Below are 21,651 nucleotides of genomic sequence, written 5' to 3'. Positions count from 1 at the left end.
TACAAATGAGCATACGCTTACATCATAGTATAATTCAGCGCTCTACAACAGGCTGTAACTTATGTTTCCCGGTACGTAAATTCAAGACAATAGACCACTTACATGTTCTGTACGATGAATCAAGTTGTACCGTTCTCCTGCTGTTACCGCAAACTCGATAAGATGACCATGCTCATCCTCTGTATATTTGAACTCCGGTGCCGCTACGATAGGTTCATCAGAAGTGACCGGGATATCATGAATATGCAGCGGCTGTGCAGAACGGATACGACATACGCCAGTATGATCAGCTTGGAGTTGTGCATGCTGCAACTGTCCGTCACTCCAGCTAATATCTACCGTATATCCGCCGCGCGCACGTAGCCCCGTAACACTCCCGCCTTGCCAATTGGAGGGCAACGCAGGCAGCAGGTGAAGATGATCCAGATGACTGTGCAGCAGCATCTCTGCCATACCAGCCGTTCCGCCAAAGTTGCCGTCAATCTGAAATGGCGGATGTGCATCAAACAGATTCGGATACGTCGAACGTGCTAGCAATGTATGCACAAAATGATGTGCTTGCTCGCCGTCCAGCAACCTCGCGTACAGATTGATCAGCCATGCACAGCTCCAGCCTGTATGACCTCCGCCATGCTCTAATCGCCGCTCTAGCGATACGCTTGCCGCCTGCACCAGCTCAGGGCGCTGCTGACGGTTGATTTCATTACCTGGATACAATCCGTACAAATGTGATACATGGCGATGTCCCGGTTCATGCTCCTCATAATCGTCATACCATTCGCGTAATTGCCCATAACGCCCGATCTGGAAAGGATACACACGATCTATCGCGGTCATTAGGCGATCTATAAATTGCTCATCAAAACCAGTCAGACGATGATGTTCTATCGATGATGATTCGCTTATCGCAAACGATTCGTCTATCGATGATAATCTATCTACTGATGATAATCCGTCGATCGGTGATGCTGGCTGATCCGCTGCTAATCTTGTGCTTGTTGTGTCATGCTGAGAAGCCAGCACTTGCGCCGCCTGCATACAATGCCGGAACAGTTCCCGGATCAAGGTCATATCCATCGTCGATGCCGCAGATATGCTGCATGGCGTGCCACGTTCCGTCAGAAACTTATTTTCCGGTGAAGTGGATGGTGCGGTTACGAGATACCCCTGCGGGTCTTCCACCAACCAATCCAATGCAAATTGAGCTGCTTCTTTCATAATTGGATAGGCGGTCTGGCGTAGATACTCTACATCCCGCGTATACTCGTAATGTTCCCACAGATGCGCGCACAGCCAGATGCCGCCCATCGGCCAGAAGGCCCAGCTGGCATCGCCACCCGTCGGAATTGCCTGTCGCCACAGATCGGTATTGTGGTGAGTGACCCAGCCGCTTGCACCGTAATGAACAGTAGCAGCCTGTCGCCCGCTATGGCTCAGCTGTTCAATCATCGTCAGCAACGGTTCATGACATTCGCTCAGATTGCACAATTCCGCAGGCCAATAATTCATCTGCGTATTGATATTGGTCGTATAATCGCTGTACCACGGCGGCTGCACATGCGGATTCCAGATGCCTTGCAAATTAGCAGGCTGACTGCCCGGACGTGAACTGGCGATCAGCAGATATCGTCCATAATGGAAATAGAGAGCTTCCAGCTCGTTATCCTGCCCCTGCTGTTTGTACCGCTGCAATCGCAGATCGGTCGGCAAAACATCTGCCTGCTGCGAACGTTCTTCTGGTGATGTCCCAAGCTCCAGCTGTACCCGTTGGAATAAACGTTCATGATCGGCAACATGCTCTGCCCGAATCTGGTTCCAACCGAGTGCTGCTGCACTATCCAGCTGCTGACGACACTGTTCCACCAACGAGCGTCCAGCGCTGCCGGGTTGACGATCGTATCCATCGTAATTAGTTGCCGCCGCTAGTAAAATAACAACCTCGGTTGCCCCATCCACATGAATCATATCGCCATGTGCCTGTACTGTTCCACTATCGCTCCATACATGCAGAACAGTATGAAAATGAATGCCCTGCTCTTCGGCATCATTCCAGCGGTATGGCTGTTCCTTCTCCCCATACCACGAAGCTTCCGGGTACACATAGCCCTTCATCTCCAGCTGATGACCAGATGTGGTGAGTCTATGCGGCTGCACACTATTCAGACTGATCTGCGCAGACAATGGCTGTTGAATGGTGCTACGTAGCCGATAAGCAAGGATCTGATGCGGGTAACTGATCAGCACCTCTCGCTCTAACGCTTGCTCTCCCTGCTGCCACGATGTGCGCAATACCGCTTGCTGTAAATCAAGTTCCCGGTGGTAATGCCGAATCTCGCTATCCGCTTCTGGCGCAACATATTGCACGATCAGATCACCCAGCGGTTGATATGCCTGTACATCCTGACCGAGCATCTGCTCATTGACCAGCTCCTGCGCTTCATCCAGTTGCCCAGCGAAGATCAGCTTGCGTGCCTGTTCCAGATGCTTCAAGCTAGACGGGTTCGAGCGTTCACGCAGCGTTCCAGACCAGAGTGTATCTTCATTCAACTGTACCACATCGCGTACGGCATCACCGAATACCATGCCACCGATTCGCCCGTTCCCAATTGGTAACGCTTCTTCCCACACCTCCGCGGGTTGGCTATACCAGAGTCTATACATATCCGTTGTAGAGCGTGCTTGATTTTCCGTCATATTAGTCCTCCTTTGTATTCATTTCCGAGTAGTGAAGCCTCTTACAGACGAGAAGCGCCGGAATCAATGTCCCGCGATGATTGCTCGATGAAAAAAAGAGGCTCGTATCATCGAGCCTCTCTTGTTGTGCTATTGATTCCGTAGATGATTTGATTAGGGTCATTATCATCCAGCCTGCTGGTACTACCTGTTGTGATACGTTAGGGGTATTACTTGGTAGCTACCGGTTTGCTCCACAGGTCAACAGTATCCTTGATCATTTGCGAATACGTTTGTTCCATTTTCTTAGTGTCATCGGTATTCAACTCGGTGATCATCTGATCGTAGACGCTGTCAAACTGATCCGGTTTTGCCAAAATCGCCTCTGGGATACGTTTGCGTACGATATCCTGCGATTTTTGGAAAGAAACGGTGTAGTTCGGGTCATCTGGTGCAGGCAGGTTGTACGCTGCTCCCCATGCTTTGACCGGGAACTCGTCTTTTTGCGGGAACAGGTCTTTCCATGTGGTGGCACCGTAAGCTTTCAGTGTATCTTTTTCCGGTTGGGTGTATCCGGCTACAATCTGTTCTGGGAAGTTGGTTGTGTAGTAGTTACCGCCGGAATCCTTCACACCATCGCCATAGCGAACGGAGAAGTTGTACATGCCGATTCCCGATTCTTTGGTAAAGTTGGTGTTGTCATTGACTTTGCGATCTTGTACGTCTTGCGGAATGACACGTTTGCCATCTTTCATTTCATATTGCTTGCCTTCGATACCCCAGTTGTTCAGCACCTGAGCTTCATCGGATGCCATCCAGTCGAGGAATTTGATCATGCGGATCGGGTCTTTGGCAGAGGTGGTAATACCAATACCGTAACCGACCGGTGCGCCAACATCTTGGAAGGAATGGTCTTTCGTTTGACCATCCAGTTGTACCGGATAGTGACCATAGGTGCGTTCCGCCATACCGGATGTTTTCAGCGAGTTCTCAGCTTGCTGGTAATCCCACTCTTGGTCGATCAGACCGAGAACGCGACCACTTGCCACTTTGGACAGATACTGATCACTCTTCTGGGTAAAGGACTCAGGGTCCAGCAGACCTTCGTTGTACATATGATTCAGCCAGCGGAAGTATTCTTTTTCCTCTGGGCGTTTGTAATGCAATTGCGCTTCATACGTTTCTGGATTGATGTAGAATTCGCCATCATCCGGTGCACCGGTGGAGGTGAATGCCGGGTTGGTGACGGTGATCATGATCTTCCAGTCATCCGCATTGAGGGACAATGGAATCGTCGGCTGACCGTTGATCGTTGGGTGCTTTTCTTTGTACTCTTTGAGCACATTTTCAAAATCCTTCACCGTTTGGATCTTCGGATAACCGAGTTCCTTCATAACAGCATTCTGTACTTCAAAACCGCCACCTGCATCGAACGAAGTCTGACCGACTCCGGCATTTGTTGGAATGACGTAGATGGACGGATCTTCCTTGCTGTATTGCAAACGGGACAGATCGTCACCGTATACTTTTTTGATATTAGGACCGTATTTGTCGATCAAATCGGTCAGATCAATCAGTGCGCCCGCTTCTACGAGCTTCGTAACCGAGCCTTTCGGATAGATCATGTCCGGGTATTCGCCGGATGCAGTCATCAGCGCGATCTTCTGTGTACCACCGCCGCTGACATCGTATTCCGCGTTGATCGTAACATTGGTTGCTTTGGTAATCGCCTGTCCTACATCATCTTTCATCCCGTTCCAGGTTGGATTGGGGTCAGAGCCGAAAAAGGAAAATGTAATCGGTGTCGATGTATCAGATGTTTCGGTTTGGGTCGGATCGGAGTTACCTCCGCATGCGGTTACAGTTGCCAGCGACAGAACTGCCAGCGGAATCAGTGCACGTTTTAAGAATGTTGCAGACATTGTAAAAAGTCCTCCTTTATAGTAAAAGCCTCTCTTGCTGCGCAAATCTGCCGTACATCCTCCTCTCCTCTTCATCTACAGTAGCAGAGTATGGAAAAAGGGACTCCAGCAACAGAGTCCCCCATTTGTATTTCCATACAGAAACCGGGTATTCGGAGTGAAGCTTACACTCCTTGCTGCTGCTTACTTGGCGGCTACGGGTTTGCTCCACAGGTCCACCGTGTCTTTGATCATTTGCGAATACGTTTGTTCCATTTTCTTCATATCATCGGTGTTCAATTGCTCGATCATCTGATCGTAGATCCCGTCAAACTGATCTGGTTTAGCGAGTACTGCTTCCGGAATACTTTTACGTACGATATCCTGCGATTTCTGGAATGTTACCGTATAGTTCGGGTCATCCGGTGCAGGCAGGTTATACGCGGCTCCCCACGCTTTGACCGGGAACTCGTCTTTTTGCGGGAACAGATCTTTCCATGTCGTTGCGCCGTATGCTTTCAACGTATCCTTCTCCGGCTGGGTATATCCAGCGATAATTTGTTCCGGGAAGTTGGTTGTGTAATAGTTGCCAGTAGAATCCTTCACACCGTCACCGTAATGAACGGAGAAGTTGTACATGCCGATACCGGATTCTTTGGTAAAGTTGGTGTTGTCGTTGATTTTGCGCTCCTGTACATCAGCCGGGATGACGCGTTTTCCGTCTTTCATTTCATACTGTTTACCTTCAACGCCCCAGTTGTTCAATACTTGGGCTTCGTCGGATGCCATCCAGTCGAGGAACTTGATGATGCGAATCGGGTCTTTGGCAGAAGTCGTAATCCCCATACCGTAACCGACCGGTGCACCGATGTCTTGGAAGGAGCGGTCTTTGGTCGACTCATCCAGTTGTACCGGATAGTGACCGTAGGTGCGCTCTGCCATTTTGGATGATTTCAGCGAGTTCTCAGCTTGCTGGTAATCCCACTCCTGATCGATCAGACCAAGAACGCGACCACTGGCGATTTTGGACAGATATTGGTCACTCTTCTGGGTAAAGGTTTCTTTGTCCAGCAGACCTTCATTGTACATGTGGTTCAGCCAGCGGAAGTATTCTTTTTCCTCTGGGCGTTTGTAATGCAATTGCGCTTCATATGTTTCCGGGTTGATGTAGAATTCGCCGTCATCCGGTGCGCCAGTGGACAGGAATGCCGGATTGGTTACCGTAATCATGATCTTCCAATCGTCTGCATTGAGGGACAATGGAATGGTTGGCTGACCGTTGATGGTTGGATGTTTTTCTTTGTACTCTTTGAGCACATTTTCAAAGTCTTTGACTGTTTTGATCGTAGGATAACCAAGCTCTTTCATGACGGCATTCTGGACTTCAAAGCCGCCGCCTGCATCAAAGGATGTCTGACCTACCCCGGCATTCGTTGGAATGACATAGATGGATGGATCATCCTTGCTGTATTGCAAGCGCGCCAGATCATTGCCATATACCTTTTTGATATTCGGACCATACTTGTTGATCAGATCGGTCAGATCAATCAGTGCGCCCGCTTCTACCAGCTTCGTAATCGATCCTTTTGGAAAAATCAGATCCGGGTATTCGCCCGATGCCGTCATCAAAGCAATCTTCTGCGTACCGCCGCCACTCACATCATACTCGGCATTGATCGTTACATTAGTCGCCTTCGTAATCGCTTGACCGACATCATCCTTCATGTTGTTCCAGGTTGGACTTGCATCGGAACCGAAGAACGAAATGGTGATCGGTGTCGATGTGTCCGACGTTTCCGATTCGGATGGATCTGCACTGCCGCCACAGGCAGTTACGGTTGCCAGCGACAATACCGCCAGCGGAATCATGACGCGTTTCAACAATTTGCCAGCCATGAAAAAGCCCCCTTTTGAATGGTCATCCTCTGTATGCTAAGACGGCACTGCCGTCACGTAGCCTTTGCGAAAATAACATGTACACAATTCGGAAACAGTATTTCCCTGAGACCATTTGCGGATCACCATTCAACATTCAATGTTTCCGCTTACATTTAAGGGGAAATAGATAGCCGGTGCAATGACCGGCTGAGGCAATACGGCAGGAATCGTTTGGAATCGGATTGCAGAAACGATCACTGTGCTTGTCATGCAGAGTAGCAGATGCAGGAATGACTATGTACGCCAGCCCCGGAGGGCAAAGGCGTTACGCCTTCACCGCACCCAGTGTCATACCGCTAACAAAGTACTTTTGCAGGAATGGATACACGATCAGGATCGGTACGGTAACGACAATCGTAATCGCCATCCGAATCGATTCTGGCGAGATGCTTGCCATCTGCTTCGCCATATCGTTTGCATTCACAGCGCCGCTTTGCTGGGTACTTTGCTGCAATACTTTCATCAGCTCGTACTGAAGCGTCGTCCACTCTGGCGAACTGGCATTGTACAGATACGTATCAAACCAGGAGTTCCATTGTCCCACTGCGAGGAACAGGGCAATCGTCGCAAGTACCGGCTTACAGAGTGGCAAAATGACTTTGAGATAGATCGTAAAATCATTTGCCCCGTCCAGCTTCGCTGATTCTTGCAGCGCATACGGCAATCCGTCGATAAAGGAACGGATAATGAACACGTTGAACGCGCTGACTACGCCGGGCAGTACATACACCCAGAACGAGCCGATCAGATGCAGATCGCGCATCAGCAGGAACGTAGGCACTAGACCTGCTGTGACATACATCGTCAACGCCAGAAAGGTCGAGATGAATTTGCGTGCCTGAAAATCAATCCGGCTGAGTGTAAATGCCAGCATCGAAGCGCTGATCAGACCGAGAATCGTACCGACCACCGTCCGCAGGATCGAGATCTGTGCACCTTGCAGCAGACCTTGATACTGGAAGATGACTGAGTAATTCTCAAATGTAAAGGCGCGCGGGATAATATGGATACCGCCTCGTACCGTATCTGACGATTCGTTAAGCGAGATCGCCAGCACGTTCAGAAACGGATACAGCGTTACAATCAGTACAAGCGACATCAGAATCGTATTGCACACATCAAAGATTTTGTCGCCTTTGGTGGCGTTGAATGCTTTGTTGGTTGCCATTGCCGTTCTCCCCTTTCAAACTCATATCGTACACGGCAGCAGGCGGAACGTCTTCATCCCCGCCGATGCTGCTACGTTACCTGCGAATACAATGTTACATAATGCTCTCTTTGGTCGTTTTCTTGAAGATGCCATTTGCTGTAAACAACAGCGCAATACTGACCACCGAGTTGAAAATACTGATCGCCGTACCATAGGAGTACCGGTTCATTTCAAGCCCGTATTTCAGTGCATACAGGTCTAATACTTGAGAATAGTCGGTGACAAGGTTGTTGCCAAGCAGGAACTGCTTTTCAAAGCCGATGCTGACCAAGTGACCGATCGACATGATGAGCAAGACGATAATCGTCGTTCGCATACCAGGTAGGGTAATATGCCACATCTGGCGGAATCGGTTCGCACCGTCAACCCGTGATGCTTCATATTGCTCCTGATCAATACCCGTAATGGCAGCCAGATAGATGATCGTATTCCAGCCCATTTCCTTCCATACATCGGAAGCGGTTACAATGCCCCAGAACCATTGCCCCTGTGCCATAAATTGAATAGGCTGGTCAATAATATGGAGCGAAACGAGCAATTCATTAATGATACCACCATCGGTGGAGAGTGACTTGGTGACGATCCCGGCTACAACGACCCAGGATACAAAGTGAGGCAGATACGATACCGTCTGTACCGTACGCTTGAAGATCATGCCGCGTACTTCATTAAGTAGAATCGCGAACACAACCGGGAAAATAAAACCGAAAATCAAACCGAGGAAGCTCATCGCCAGTGTATTGCGCAGTGCCAGGTAAAACTGCTGATCCTGAAACAATGCAATAAACTGATCCAGTCCGACCCAGCGCTGTTCAAAAAACGAGCGTGCCGGACGATATTCCTGAAATGCCATCAGCCAGCCCCATAGCGGAACATAACTGAAAATGAATGCCCAGATCACAAATGGGATCGACATCAGATACAGATAACGCTGCTGCTTGAACACCTTCCAGAAGCTGCCGGTTTTGCCGGTACTGATGCTGGACGCCTTATCCCGTTTGCGGGAAGATGCCTGTTTGGTTGTTGAATCCATCATTCCATCCACCTTCCTATAATCGGCTTCATCGCGAGGATGATGCCTTGCTGTGCTGCAACCGTATCGTGGTGAGTACATATTGAATTATAAAAGAAAGCGCTTTCTATTTATACCTGACAAATTGGATGTAAAATCATATAAAAATTAGTCATCGGCTCCATTTCCTTTCACATCACTAAAAATAAAGGGTACAGCACCATCCATTCTCTGAATTATCCCTACATAAACATTCACATACCAATACAAAAAATCCTGCTCTCCTTAATAGAACAGGAAAACAGGATATTCTACTTATCACAATTGGCATGACGCATCATATCATCTCATTGCTACTGCATTCGGTCTGCATTGTTGCAGCATATACCTTGCTCTATCTATCAGCTCTGCATCCAGTGTGCATTGCTTATTAGTCTGTTCATCCTTCAATCCAATTGCCGATCCAGTTGTTCCCGATAAGCGGACGGTGAGATGCCAGTGTACTTTTTGAATTTGCTATGAAAATAATCCACATTCGCATATCCAACCTGCGCTGCAACCTTGTGTACCTTCATGCCCTGCGCCAGCAACTCCTTGGCACGATCCAGCCGCACCTGATCGAGAAAATGATTGAACGAATCGCCCGTATACGTTTTGAACATTTTGCCTAAGTAAGCGCTATTGTAATTGAATACTTCCGCGAGCAGCTCCAGCTTCAGATTGTCGCTATAATGACGACGGATAAAGTCAGTCATCTGCTTCATCACCGATTCATGACTGCCCCCGTCAATCGATTGCAGCAGACAATCCAACCGTTCGCTGATCAGCTCCACTACGCCTGCCGCTGTGGAAGCCGAATACAGCTCTGGAATCAATGCCAGACACTGCTGCACCGCTGGACCTGACCCGGACACGCTCCCCGGCAAGCGGCTGAGCGCGAGTGACAGCACATGCGAGCACAGACTTTTCGTTTCACGCTCTGGCATGGCTGCGCGATGACATGTATCCAGCAATTCCTGCAATACCCGCTGTGCAGCAGACAGACTACGAATATCGACTGCATAATACAGCCGATCTGCCCACTCCGCTGCTTGAGGTGCCGGAACGGTCGTCCCCTCTTCCGCAGCCACTGACGTTTTATCAAACGTTGCTGGCTGTACTTCCGCCTCTGCCAGCGCTACCCCGGAAGAGTCAAACCAGAATCGTCCTTCCAGCAACAACTGCGCCTGTTCATAACTGTCATGAATCCATTCTGCTTGTTGTGCCATCTGTCCGGCAGCAATATACCACTGCTCCCGAGCGCCATCTTCATCTAGCAATCGCTGTCTCAAATCCGCCAATGCCTGCGCATCATAATGCCTGCCAGTCAATATGCCAATCCATTGCCCCGCCGCGAATACGATATGCTGCTCTTCTTCTTGCCATCCGCTACGTAGCCGCTGCAACGGACGATTCATCCCTTCTCCCTGCTCGCCTGTACCTGCATGCCACTCCAGCAAAAGAATCTGATATCCGTCCCAGTCCAATCGCAGCTCCTGTAGCGCACGCTCCTGCTCCCTGCCAGACGTACTCAGCAGCATCTGCTCCACCAATTCATGAGCGTGCACCTGCTGCGGCTGCACGGCATTCCCACGCTGCTCCTGTTCTAGCGTGCGGTATACCCGGCGCAGCTCCTGCTCCATCTCTTCCTCATCTACTGGCTTCAGCAAATACCCATCTACCCCATACCCAAGCGCCCGGCGCGCATATTCAAAATCCGCATGACCGCTCAGAATGAGCACATGCGCCTGATTATGCTCCTGACGCAATTGCTGAATCACTTCCAGCCCGCTCATGCCCGGCATACGGATATCCATAATCATCAGATCGGGCTGAATGCGTTCAAACTTTTGCAGCGCCTCGCGCCCGTTTGCTGCCGCATCCACCACCTCAAAGCCTATCCGGTCCCAGTCAATAATCGTTTTCAACCCTTCCCGAATCGCTGGTTCATCGTCGACAATCATCACTTTAAACATGATCTGTGGTCCCTCCCCTGTTAGGATTCCGTCATATCCGAAGCTGGTATTTTAAAGGAAATCTGTGTACCAGCATGCGGTGTGCTGGAGATATGCAGCCCGTACGCTTCGCCGTAAGATAAAGTAAGCCGCTGATGTACATTTTTCAGCCCGATGCGGTCGCCCTCGCTATCCGTACGCAGCGACTGGCGTACCTGCTTCAATCGCTCCGTACTCATGCCAGAACCATTATCGATCACATCAATCAATACTTCGTGCTCAATTTGTAGCGTGCGGATTATGATTAAGCCGCCACTTTCCCGGCTCTCCAAACCGTGAATGATCGCATTCTCCACCAGCGGCTGAATGATCAGCGGTGGAATCGGCGTCTCGCCAGTTTGTGGATCAAGCAGCAATTCATAACTGAGGCGATCCCCAAATCGGAATTTCTGAATGTCCAGATACGAACGCACCAGTTCCATCTCGCCCTGAATCGTCGTATGCTTGCTGCCGATCTCCAGATTGTTGCGAATCAGCTTGCCGAGTAGGCGAACGATGTAAGCGATCTCCTTTTCCCCGTTGACGTGTGCCTTCATCCGAATCGATTCTAGCGCGTTGAACAGAAAGTGCGGATTCATCTGACTTGCCAGCATTTTAAAATTAATATCCCGCTGACTAATCTCCAGCTTCGTATTGCGTTCATTCGTCTCATACACCTGATCCATCAGCTGCCGGATATTCAGCACCATATCGTTAAATTTGCGAGACAACTGCCCAATCTCGTCCATCCCGGTAATTTTGGATGAGACTTTAAGATCACCTGTGCCGACCCGATTGATCTGACGGCTCAATCCAGATAGACGGCGCGTAATCAGCAACGAGATCAGTTGCAAAAATAACAGACCAATCAGCAGAATCGCCACCAGCACGCCCGTCCCGATCAGGATGATCATATTGGAATCGCGTACAATACTATTATTGGAAAAGACCGATACAATCTTCAGTCCATTCATACTACTCTCTGGAATCAATTCGTCTACAACGATATTGGACAGTTGCCCATTGACCTCGCGTTCATAGATACCTTTGCCTGCGAGATCGATATCAATATCTACACCGGGATCATCAAGCCGTTTCCCGATCAGATCGGTGTTTTTGGCAGATACGATATTGCCACGATCATCCAGAATCATCGTCTCAAACGGTTCTGCGCTAATCAGCGAATTGAGATAAGATTGGCTCAGCTCGATCACTAGCACCCCGCTCGTCGTATAATCGGTAAAATTGATTTTGCGCACCAGACTGAGCACTTGCGGCGTATTGATCTGATCATCCTTGCGATAAAACCAGTTAATCTTGCGGCTATTGATCGCCGCCTGATACCAATTGCTATTACGCGTATCTGAGTTCACCCGCATAAACTCCAGATTGTCCTGCAACGTATCATTCGTCGCATAAAACCGAATCGCCGACACTTCGGAATACAGCCGCTGATACTCGTCAAATTCCTGATAATTCCGGTACGCTTCCACGAGATCGTATACCCGGTCATACCTTGTATTGACCACCTGACTCAGCCGTGTATCAAATAGCAGCTCATTGGAAATGTTAATCGGCACACGCAGCATAGTGGTCAGCTGGTTCTTGATCCGCTCCACATTGGTTGTCGTTTGCTCAACCGCATTGTTGAGTGCATCCTGCCGCATATAGTTCACCACAACCCCGCCGATAATCAAGACCGGCAACATCACGACAAAAATATAGGCGATAATCAGCTTGTTTTTGATTTTGATATCGTTAATACGATGGATCAACATACGCCACATCGGTGTACCCGCTTTCCATATCGTTTGACAATCATTCCGCACAACAACAGGTCGAAAAGTTACCCCTGCAAGTTTCTTGCTTTGACCAAATTCGACCTCACCAAATATGAAACGCTTACAAAAGTCATGTTGGAAATATACTGTATCATAACATATTCTCAAATAAAAAGACTGTCCATAAAAGACAGTCTCTGGTAGAAGGTGTAAATTTTAAAAAAGTATTAAATTATAAGCGAAAAATTTTAAGAATTGTTTATAAATTATTTACCCATTACCGATATACTACATTAGACTTAGAGCGGCTTAATAAATTCGGTCTCCGGCAGGGTAAATGGGTCCTGCCTGTTAATGTGGTCATAGAACATAACCCCATTCAAATGATCGTATTCATGTTGAAATACAATCGCTGAGAAGCCCTTCAGCTTCAGCTTGAATGACTGCCCATCCGGCGTAAATGCCTGTACGGTCACTTTCTCATAACGCGGTACATACCCGTCCACCGGACGATCTACAGACAGACAACCTTCGCCATGTTCAAGATAGGTCATGGCCGCAGAGTGACTGACGATTTTGGGATTACAAAATACATATTCAAGCTGACGATCCTGGTCATCGGTAAAATAGACCACAAACACACGTGCGTCCCAGCCAATCTGATTGGCGGACAACCCGATACCCGGTCGAAGGCCATATTTTTCGGCCGCTTTTTCATCTTGCGATTGCTTCAAAAACTCCATCATGCGATTGACAGTCGTACGTTCTTCTTCCGATAACGGCAGGTTTACGGGTTCCGTTACCTTGCGCAAAATCGGATCACCTTCGCGTACGATTTCGTCCATCGTTACAAAGGGAAGTGATGATTGATTCAATGTAGCTGATGCCACCTTTTTTCTAAAATTGGTTAAAACGTAAGGTCAAATGTTCGGGATTTCACCCCGTAATCGGCGATATTGATAGTTAATTATAAAAAATGTTCAAATTTACGTCAATGACAACGGTTTTTTGTCTCAATCTGTCGAATTTGCATTGACGGAATACTGGTAACAAATTACTATATTGTTAAGGAAGTTTTAAGAAAAAGATGATGCTATTTCATGATTGATATCATTATCTTTATGTCTCATCCTGTATGTTGGTATTTTGTATCTTCACATCCTGGCGATTTACATAATTGAATTGTGATAGCCAATCAACTCTGATTGCTTTCATTATACCAATAATTAACTAACAGTTTTATTTATTTTCATTGAGGAGGATTTACTATTGGAAACGTCTGGCGAACTCTTAAAAAGCTATCTCTTGCTGGTGGATCGGATGCCACGAATCATGGAACTGCCTACGCTTATGCGTCAGCTCAAATCAAACACCACCGAAATTTTCATTTTGCATTTTCTGCTCAATAACGGCAGCCAATATGGCACGGATATTGTGAAGGCAACCGGTCTGACAACGAGTGCAGTTACCCAGATCTGCGATAAGCTGGAGCAGGAAGAACTGATCGAGCGTACCCGTTCGGATCAGGATCGTCGTTATGTCAGCATCTCCATTACTCGTAAAGGTGGACGCGCTCTGGACAAAATCTTTGGCACGATGGCGCACAAACTGGTCGAAAATATTCGTGAATTGAGCGATGACGAAGCCGATGAAATGCTGTTACATCTGCGCAGTGTGGAACAGCTTATTCTGAAGCGTAGACAAATCGCCGTCAAATAAATAGTTACGAAACAAAGGTAATAATGTAATAACGTTATTATGAACGCAAAAAAGCCCGCACAGATTTGGGTCTGTACGGGCTTTTTGCCTATGCAGCGAGCACAATGTAGTAGTTGTGCCGTTCTGCGCCTTCTGCCCTGCTAGGCTAGTGCGCAGGCAGCATACCGTCACCTCGCTACATATCGGGACGTCCTGTATTATTTCACCTCAGCCAGATATTCAGCTACCTGGGTTGGCGTTTTGGCAAATTTGCTATGCAGATGGGCAATCTTCTCTCCATTGCGGTAGACGAGCAGGCTTGGAATGCCGCGCACTTCATTTTGCTCGGCGAGATCTTGGAACTTCTCCGCGTCCATTGCATAGAAGCGTTTGTCCTTGTTTTCTTCAATAATGCCGCCCATAAAGCGATCCAGTGTCTTACAGTCCGGACACCAGTTGGTGTCGAACTTGATGACGGTGTACTCTCCTTCACCAATCAGCTGACGGTATTGATCTTCACTTTCGATGCGTTCCATATCAGAACCGCTCCTTTCTGCGACTATCTTAATTTTAAGAAATCTCTTTCCTCATTATCCGCTTTTGAAGTGAATTTGGCAAGATCGTTTCTGAAGTCACTTGAGCAAGCGCACCGTATTACGGGCAAACAGCCAGTCCATCATTTCCGGGAAACGCCGATAAAATGAATCCGATTCATGGTCTTCCCCTTCATGACGGATAAAATGTAGCTGATCCGGCTGTAACTCATTGCCTGACAGAATCGCTGCTGCTTCGTCGGTTAACGACTGCATAAATCGCTGACGGCTCGTCTTGTTCGTTCCCTCCAGCGATCCGATGTCCATATAGATACGCAGATGAGGATCAAGCTGCCGCTCCGCCATGAATTCCACAAAGCCTTCATACCAGAGTGACGCCGACATCGCCCCGATGCGTCCGAATACTTCGGGATAGACGTAAGCTGCAAATAGCGACACCAGCCCACCCAGCGACTTGCCGACAATGCCTGTACATTCAGGACGCGGGTCGGTATAAAAGTTACGGTCAACCCACGGCTTCACCTTATGCGTAATATCGTACAGATATTGGCTCGCTCTGCCGCCAAAGTGATCATAATGTCGCCCCGGTTCTAACTTCTGCGCTGACCACGGCGTATATTCATGAATACGGTCGTTCGGTACGATGCCCACCAGCATCATCTCCGGCAACGTCCCCGCCGCAAACCGCAATTCCAGATGATAAATATTGCCGTTTAACACAGGATCAAACAGATCGCCGCTGTCCTGCACATACACAACCGGCAACGGATACTGCGCCTGATCATACGAAGGCGGCAAATAGATGAGCAGCTCCCGCCCAGCATGTCTCTCAACAAACAGTGTTCCCTTCATAACGACTCCCCCTTTTCCGCATATCGATACGGACTGGATTGTATGGATATGTGAACGACTGGTATGGATGAAATGGATGTGAATGATGATATACGATGTATGTGTTGCTATACCTGTATACAGAGATATTCGGCATGAAGCGGCTTCATCCTGCAAAGTAGAGGATGGCAGAATATTAGCGGATGTTACAACATGTACAGTTTATGAAAATTGAAAATGAATACTTGGTCAACCGGCATAAGATCATCCGTTCATACTTATATGGATTTGGTCATTCTCTTCCATGAACTCATAAAAGAATGAAAATGATCTGCAAGTTTGTACAACGTCTGTTCACATGCAGGATCATCTTGGTGCAAGCTACTCCAATAATATACTCCCTGATTCTCTTGCGTGTATCCTAACAGTAATTTGCCGCCTCCAGCTGACTCGCCTATTGCGATATAACCGGAAGGACGATCTTCTGCAAAAGAATTTTGATACTCTAGATCATATCTCCCGTTCAATCCAATTCCATATAACACTTCCAGAGGAATAACTTCTCTTAATTCCTCAATACTAAACGTGCAATAATGAATGAGTGGTGTCCCTCCGTTATATTGTAGTAAAAATGCTTTGTAATCGTCTGGAAATGGGGCATCCATTTTATTCTCTAATTGCTCTAACATATCCTGTGTAGCATAACCCAGCTTTCTGAGCCAAACTTCTTTTCCCTGCATGATCTCATCATAATAAAATTGGTATTCGTTTATAAACTCATACAAATCGTTCTCAGTAGGCTGATACGGGCTTAAAGCCCATTTGACATGATTACATTTTGTTTCCAGATCGACTTCGTTCCATCGATATGGTGGGTTTTTGAGAAAATGAGCTAATGATCGTTCCCAAATCCATGGCTTCTTTTTTTCAAGCCATGTTGACCAACTTTGAGGTTTACTAGGGTCTTGTTCGGCTTGTTTCAATAGTAACGTTTCTAATGTCTGTGCAATCAGATTTGAACTAAACGGACTTGCGCCTAATCTAGTATCGCTAGCAGAAACACTAAATTTTGCTTCCATTAGCATACTATGCAGAATACGTAATTCATGCTCATCATCAATAACTAGCTGTATAGGTTCCATAACAACATGCTCCTTGATCCTTAAATCAAACTACACCATCTTTTACAACCGTCCTATTAATTACTGATTTAACAATCAAATAGTACTATTCCTTCCAAGCAAAGATTCATCATTTTTCATTCGTCATCCAAAAAACTAGTTTCTCTTTTCCCTGTAACTGGATCTATATAAAACGATTGTCTTGTTCTTTTATTTGAATGTTCTACCATTGTAGTTAACTTGCACACTAGTGAAATATAACGAGCCATCCAAAGGGAAATATCAAACATACGATCATCATATATTTCTTGGAATGAATCCATAGTAAAGGCGGATAGTATATATTGATAGTCCGACAAATGAGTTTGCTTCTGTACCTTTTTCAATTCAATTTCAAAACCAAAACTTTCAACATAACCTACCAAATCATGTGGTTCATCTTCTGTAGTGTCAAACCTCAACGCAGTTGTATCAAGTCCCCTTTCAATATTTGATCCTAATTCTTGCAATGAACCATTATATTGAATAAATACTTTTGCATATGCACCATATGTGTTATCCCAATCCCTCATTTCGACCTCCATTTTTGTTTTCAATAGAAGCTGTTTAATGCTTTTACACACTTGATTCTTCCTCATATAGTACATACAGAAAAAAATCTAGAAATGTATCCCAAGTATCAGGCAGATTGGAAAATGTTCTGTTTTCCAATCCATTTATATCTATGCTATCACACCAGATAACAGCTGGTTTAGCCTCTGTATCTAATAAAATAATACTGGCATCCGGTTCTGCCAAAATCACAAAATGATCAGGTACATGTATAGCTTCTCTTAACCTTAATGTTTCATCAACAATATTAGGCACATTATTGCAGTAAGAAAATATATCGATTTCTCCAATCAGACCGCCATTAAAAAATTCCGAAATCCCCTTAAAATCTTCAGGTAATTTCACTTCTAGCTTTTTTTCGATTGCAACTAAATCACATTTAGTTGTATCTGTATTACCAAATAGTGTCTCATATCTTTGTTTTAATCCCGAAAATTTTTGCAAATCTATTTCTCCTCAATAAGATAAATTTAATTGCTGATTTGATTATAGTTATGGCAGAATTCATTCCAAAATACTATTTATTCCTTACATTTTATGATCGAACTAGTATGTTCTAAATTAATGATATATTTCGAAAAACGTAAGGAAATAAATATACTCATACAAAAACACCTTCAAGATTATCCTCTTATCGTAAGAAAAAAGTGCGGTTTCTTGAAGGCGCTTTGATAAATTCCAATGTATAAATCAAATTTTCAAACCATTACCAGATTATAATATGCTGACGACTAACTAAATTAGAATTCCTCCAATGAAACAGCTTCTATAGAACTACAATAAAATTCTATAAAGTTGTATCCATCATTTTCACCATACCCACTATCATCATGCACATGATACCGTTGATTTGTGTCCCATCCTAATTGTGATTTGTCATGCACTATTAAACTATTTGTTAAATAAAAATTTGTCACTTTATTTAAACTTAAATTAGAAATGTTTTTATATTTTATCTTCAATTTAAATCGTCGTTTTGTCTCAATCGTCAACACAAGAAACGACAAATAAAGTGTAGTTGTATGATTGTCTTCGAAATCAATATCTACCTCATAATGCATTTCTACTATTTCCTTAAATGTCCACCATCCAAGTGCATTTAGTTCAGCAGTTAAGGCTTTATAATTCTTTATATCAATCAAAAAACCATCTCCTTAATCAACAAATTCCATTCGATTTTAATTGCAACTCCTTCAAGAAATCTTCAATAAAACCAGTAAACACAGACTCAAATATTCCAACAGGGATGTACTCCAAACCTTTTAAAGAAAGAAATGTAACTTGATTGTTGTATGCATCTTCATTGTCCCAACAAACCTCTATTTGATCATTAACTCTTCTAAAGTAAATTACCGGCAAATACGACCCTCCTCTACCGGAAAACCAAGAATGGCTAAATTCCCAATCTTGTTTAATATCAAACCATCTTTCAAATTCCTCCTCGTTTGCTGAATCAAACTCCAAGCTATGATTCAATAATTCAAGCGTATGCTCACCCTGAACAGGTAAAGGAAATTCTTCTTCGTCTAAAATGATATGTATATTCTGAATCATCCACTCTACTATATATATCAAATTCCATTCATATTGATGTTGTCGATTATTTTTGTAAAACATACATATATCTTTTCCAGCCACCCAAAATCTAAACACTCCCCATGATTTACCATTCAGCCCTTGTTCATCAAACGGATTCGTTTTAAATTCATATTCAATCGAGAATGTGCTACGCTCTCCAAAAATCTTCAATCTCAGTCACCTGCTTATCTTTCGTTTTATTCATGACATCAGAGAAGCTTATGTATATACAACAAAAGCTCTTCCAATATGCAGAAGAGCTTTTATTCTATATAGCACATGATAAAACCTGCTTCTTATCTAATCCCTACTTCAAATACTCAGCACCAACGCCGCCAGTAATCCCAGCGAAGCAATCAAGCCGACGATCGATCCGCCCTCTTCATACGCTTCGGGAGCCATCGTGGAGCAGAGCATGGCAATGATCCCACCACCGGCAAAGGCGCCGATGCCTGCTTTGAATTCCTTCGGCAGCATCTCCAGAAATAGATATCCCAGCATCGAAGCTGCTGACGAAATCGCCAGTACGACGATCCACATCCAGAAGATTTTGCGGCGGGAAAAGCCGCTTTGCTGCATACCGACGGTGCTGGACAGACCTTCTGGAATGTTACTGACGAAGATCGACACGACCAGTACCCAGCTTACGCCCTGTCCGGTCAATAGACTGGCACCGATCATAATCGACTCGGGAATGGCATCCATCACGGTTCCGGCGAAGATACCGAGTCCACTTTGGCTTTTGCCGCCTCCGTCTTTGCCATTCGCATTGTCATTGCCTGCTGGCTTGCCCTTGCGCTTGTTGCTTGCATAAGAACCGCCATCTTCATGACGTGATACGGAAGCGGCTCCCTGTCGGAATGATCCACTGCTATCATTAGTACCAGAACCTTTTCCACTGTCAGTAACAGCCGCCGTAATTCTGTCGGAAGCGGCTTTGGCACGATTGGATGCAGCGGCGGATATCCCGTTGATCGCTGGATCTACATCGTCATCCTTTGGATTGGAGCCGCGTCCGTAATATGACCGTTTACGATTCGCCCCACCTTTATTGGATATGTACAGATCGAAGATCGTATACACGACCGCACCGACGACAAAGCCAATTGCTGTTGATGCCAGTCCACCGTCTTGGATGGCATCGCCCAACAATTCAAATGCTGCTGCACCGATCAGCGTACCCGTACCAAATGCCATAATCCAGCCGATGATTCGTTTCGGAATTTTAAAAAAGGCCGCCACAACCGCACCCAGCAATACTGCCGAGCCGGCGATGGCGCCCCACATCAATGCGCTCCACATCAACATCCACCTCCCGGTTACTTTTTCACTATTCCAGTTATTAACCAGAAAATGGAGTGGTATGTCACCTTGCTACATCTATTACAATATCATTCCAATATTCACGGCAATGACGTTTTGAAAATAAGAGGATTGAGCTTGAAATTAGAACGGATTAGCGATGTTGTGCATACGTATTGGCTGGACGCAGCACGCGAATGGCGTTGTATTCGCCCTCCGTCAGCAGCGGTGCAGAAGCAGCCTCCACATTATGGCGCAGCTGTTCAGATGAGCTTGCGCCCGGAATGACCGCACCGACCGCTGGATGCGCCAGCGAGTAGCGAATCGCCAGCTGTGTTAAGGTGCGCTCTGGGTTACAGAATTCTTCCAAGTGACGACGCAGCTTCACAATCTCCTCGCCGTCGATATCCAGATATCCCTTTTCCGCTTTGTCCTGACGACCGTGAGCAAGTGCACCACTCGCAACGGGACCACGCACGATAGCGCTAATACCGTTCTCCGCCAGCAATGGCAATACTTCTTCCTCTGGGCGACGATCCAGAATGCTGTACTGACTCATCACACTCACCAGATGCGAACGTTTGACATATTCGCGGATCACATTTGGGCGGATCGAAGAGATACCATATTGACGAATCAGACCTTCACGCTTCAATTGCTCAAATGCTTCAATCGTCTCGTCGATATTGTCATCCAGCGTACCACCATGCAGCTGATACAGGTCGATATAATCGGTTTGCAGACGACGCAGACTGTCTTTGACTGCTTCCAAAATATATGCCTTCGACGCATCCCACTCCCAGCCGTCTTTGCCAGCAACACGGCGGTTGCCGACTTTGGTAGCGAGTACGACGTCGCTACGGCGACCTTTGATCGCTTTACCGACAATCTCCTCATTACGTCCTTCGTCGTACAGATCGGCAGTATCTAGCAAGGTGACGCCCAGGTCCAGCGCTTCGTGCAGCAATCGTGTCGCTTGTCTTTCCTCCGAACCGAGTGACATACAGCCAAGCCCGATTTCACCGACCACCAGATCGGAAGCGCCTAGTTTGTTCTGTTTCATCATGTCATGCCCCTTTCGTTATCCATTGGTGCGGTCTTCAATTGGAAGCCGCAATAATATGTTTTACCCGTCCTACCTGTCCTGACGCGAGCCGAACTTTGATGCCATGCGGATGATTGGGCGAATTGGTCAAAATATCTTTGACGATCCCGCGCGTAAGCTTACCCGTGCGCTGATCCTGTTTGAGCACAATATCCACTTCTAGCCCTGCTTTGATATTGGCGCGTGTTTGTCCGTTCATCTGTTCATTTCCTTTCGCAGAAAATATTACATTCATAACCTTTTCGATTTTCAATCTATATGTTTAACGCCCCATCTCTGTATCGCTAACCAACTGTATTATT

The 21,651-nt window shown here is 46.4% G+C and carries 19 protein-coding genes; 1 reads left to right on the top strand and 18 read right to left on the bottom strand.

The features are described from left to right. Window positions 1–81 precede the first annotated feature (81 nt). From ACDE64_RS03690 to def, 8 genes are all read right to left on the bottom strand, one after another. Window positions 82–2,694, bottom strand: a complete 2,613-nt coding sequence (locus ACDE64_RS03690) for a glycosyl hydrolase family 95 catalytic domain-containing protein (RefSeq protein WP_411349033.1) — start codon at window positions 2,692–2,694, stop codon at window positions 82–84. Window positions 2,695–2,903: 209 nt separating this feature from the next. Then, complete coding sequence (locus tag ACDE64_RS03685) at window positions 2,904–4,595, bottom strand: ABC transporter substrate-binding protein (RefSeq protein ID WP_411349032.1); 1,692 nt, start codon at window positions 4,593–4,595, stop codon at window positions 2,904–2,906. A 183-nt stretch (window positions 4,596–4,778) separates the two neighbouring features. Beyond that, window positions 4,779–6,470 carry an ABC transporter substrate-binding protein gene (locus ACDE64_RS03680; RefSeq protein ID WP_411345162.1) on the bottom strand — a complete coding sequence of 564 codons (1,692 nt, stop codon included), beginning with the start codon at window positions 6,468–6,470 and terminating at the stop codon, window positions 4,779–4,781. Window positions 6,471–6,777: 307 nt separating this feature from the next. Continuing rightward, window positions 6,778–7,680, bottom strand: a complete 903-nt coding sequence (locus tag ACDE64_RS03675; protein ID WP_411345161.1) for a carbohydrate ABC transporter permease — start codon at window positions 7,678–7,680, stop codon at window positions 6,778–6,780. Between the two features lie 94 nt (window positions 7,681–7,774). Beyond that, window positions 7,775–8,755, bottom strand: a complete 981-nt coding sequence (locus ACDE64_RS03670; RefSeq protein ID WP_411346686.1) for an ABC transporter permease — start codon at window positions 8,753–8,755, stop codon at window positions 7,775–7,777. Between the two features lie 425 nt (window positions 8,756–9,180). Then, on the bottom strand, window positions 9,181–10,749 hold the full coding sequence (locus ACDE64_RS03665) for a response regulator (protein ID WP_411349031.1): 1,569 nt from the start codon (window positions 10,747–10,749) through the stop codon (window positions 9,181–9,183). A 20-nt stretch (window positions 10,750–10,769) separates the two neighbouring features. Further along, window positions 10,770–12,554 carry a sensor histidine kinase gene (locus tag ACDE64_RS03660; RefSeq protein WP_411349030.1) on the bottom strand — a complete coding sequence of 595 codons (1,785 nt, stop codon included), beginning with the start codon at window positions 12,552–12,554 and terminating at the stop codon, window positions 10,770–10,772. 293 nt (window positions 12,555–12,847) lie between these two features. Beyond that, window positions 12,848–13,423: a peptide deformylase gene (def, locus tag ACDE64_RS03655; RefSeq protein WP_411345158.1), complete on the bottom strand. Its 576-nt coding sequence runs from the start codon at window positions 13,421–13,423 to the stop codon at window positions 12,848–12,850. Window positions 13,424–13,817: 394 nt separating this feature from the next. Between def and ACDE64_RS03650 the strand changes: the two genes are divergently transcribed. Continuing rightward, entirely contained in the window at window positions 13,818–14,267 is a 450-nt protein-coding gene (locus tag ACDE64_RS03650; RefSeq protein ID WP_411345157.1) for a MarR family winged helix-turn-helix transcriptional regulator, read from the top strand. A gap of 197 nt (window positions 14,268–14,464) precedes the next feature. Here ACDE64_RS03650 and ACDE64_RS03645 read toward each other — a convergent pair whose 3' ends face one another. From ACDE64_RS03645 to ACDE64_RS03600, 10 genes are all read right to left on the bottom strand, one after another. Beyond that, window positions 14,465–14,782: a thioredoxin family protein gene (locus ACDE64_RS03645; protein WP_411345156.1), complete on the bottom strand. Its 318-nt coding sequence runs from the start codon at window positions 14,780–14,782 to the stop codon at window positions 14,465–14,467. Window positions 14,783–14,878: 96 nt separating this feature from the next. Beyond that, window positions 14,879–15,652 carry an alpha/beta hydrolase gene (locus ACDE64_RS03640; RefSeq protein WP_411345155.1) on the bottom strand — a complete coding sequence of 258 codons (774 nt, stop codon included), beginning with the start codon at window positions 15,650–15,652 and terminating at the stop codon, window positions 14,879–14,881. A gap of 257 nt (window positions 15,653–15,909) precedes the next feature. Then, the gene (locus ACDE64_RS03635) at window positions 15,910–16,773 is read right to left on the bottom strand and encodes an SMI1/KNR4 family protein (protein ID WP_411349029.1); all 864 of its coding nucleotides are present in this window, start codon (window positions 16,771–16,773) and stop codon (window positions 15,910–15,912) included. A gap of 116 nt (window positions 16,774–16,889) precedes the next feature. After that, complete coding sequence (locus ACDE64_RS03630; RefSeq protein WP_411349028.1) at window positions 16,890–17,324, bottom strand: hypothetical protein; 435 nt, start codon at window positions 17,322–17,324, stop codon at window positions 16,890–16,892. A 43-nt stretch (window positions 17,325–17,367) separates the two neighbouring features. Next, window positions 17,368–17,808 carry an SMI1/KNR4 family protein gene (locus ACDE64_RS03625; RefSeq protein WP_411349027.1) on the bottom strand — a complete coding sequence of 147 codons (441 nt, stop codon included), beginning with the start codon at window positions 17,806–17,808 and terminating at the stop codon, window positions 17,368–17,370. A gap of 296 nt (window positions 17,809–18,104) precedes the next feature. Continuing rightward, complete coding sequence (locus tag ACDE64_RS03620; RefSeq protein WP_411349026.1) at window positions 18,105–18,506, bottom strand: hypothetical protein; 402 nt, start codon at window positions 18,504–18,506, stop codon at window positions 18,105–18,107. 16 nt (window positions 18,507–18,522) lie between these two features. After that, window positions 18,523–19,113: a hypothetical protein gene (locus tag ACDE64_RS03615; protein ID WP_411349025.1), complete on the bottom strand. Its 591-nt coding sequence runs from the start codon at window positions 19,111–19,113 to the stop codon at window positions 18,523–18,525. A gap of 141 nt (window positions 19,114–19,254) precedes the next feature. Then, entirely contained in the window at window positions 19,255–20,229 is a 975-nt protein-coding gene (locus tag ACDE64_RS03610; protein ID WP_411350225.1) for a ZIP family metal transporter, read from the bottom strand. Window positions 20,230–20,398: 169 nt separating this feature from the next. Further along, window positions 20,399–21,307 carry an aldo/keto reductase gene (locus ACDE64_RS03605; RefSeq protein ID WP_411346684.1) on the bottom strand — a complete coding sequence of 303 codons (909 nt, stop codon included), beginning with the start codon at window positions 21,305–21,307 and terminating at the stop codon, window positions 20,399–20,401. 37 nt (window positions 21,308–21,344) lie between these two features. Then, window positions 21,345–21,548, bottom strand: coding sequence for a YwbE family protein (locus ACDE64_RS03600; protein ID WP_367064230.1), 204 nt, complete (start codon window positions 21,546–21,548; stop codon window positions 21,345–21,347). Between the last annotated feature and the right edge of the window lie 103 nt (window positions 21,549–21,651).

The organism is Paenibacillus sp. WLX2291 (genome assembly GCF_046603665.1).
GTDB lineage: Bacteria > Bacillota > Bacilli > Paenibacillales > Paenibacillaceae > Saccharibacillus.
The sequence above is the reverse complement of the archived record's forward strand: the minus strand, read 5'-3'. Positions and strand labels throughout refer to the sequence as shown.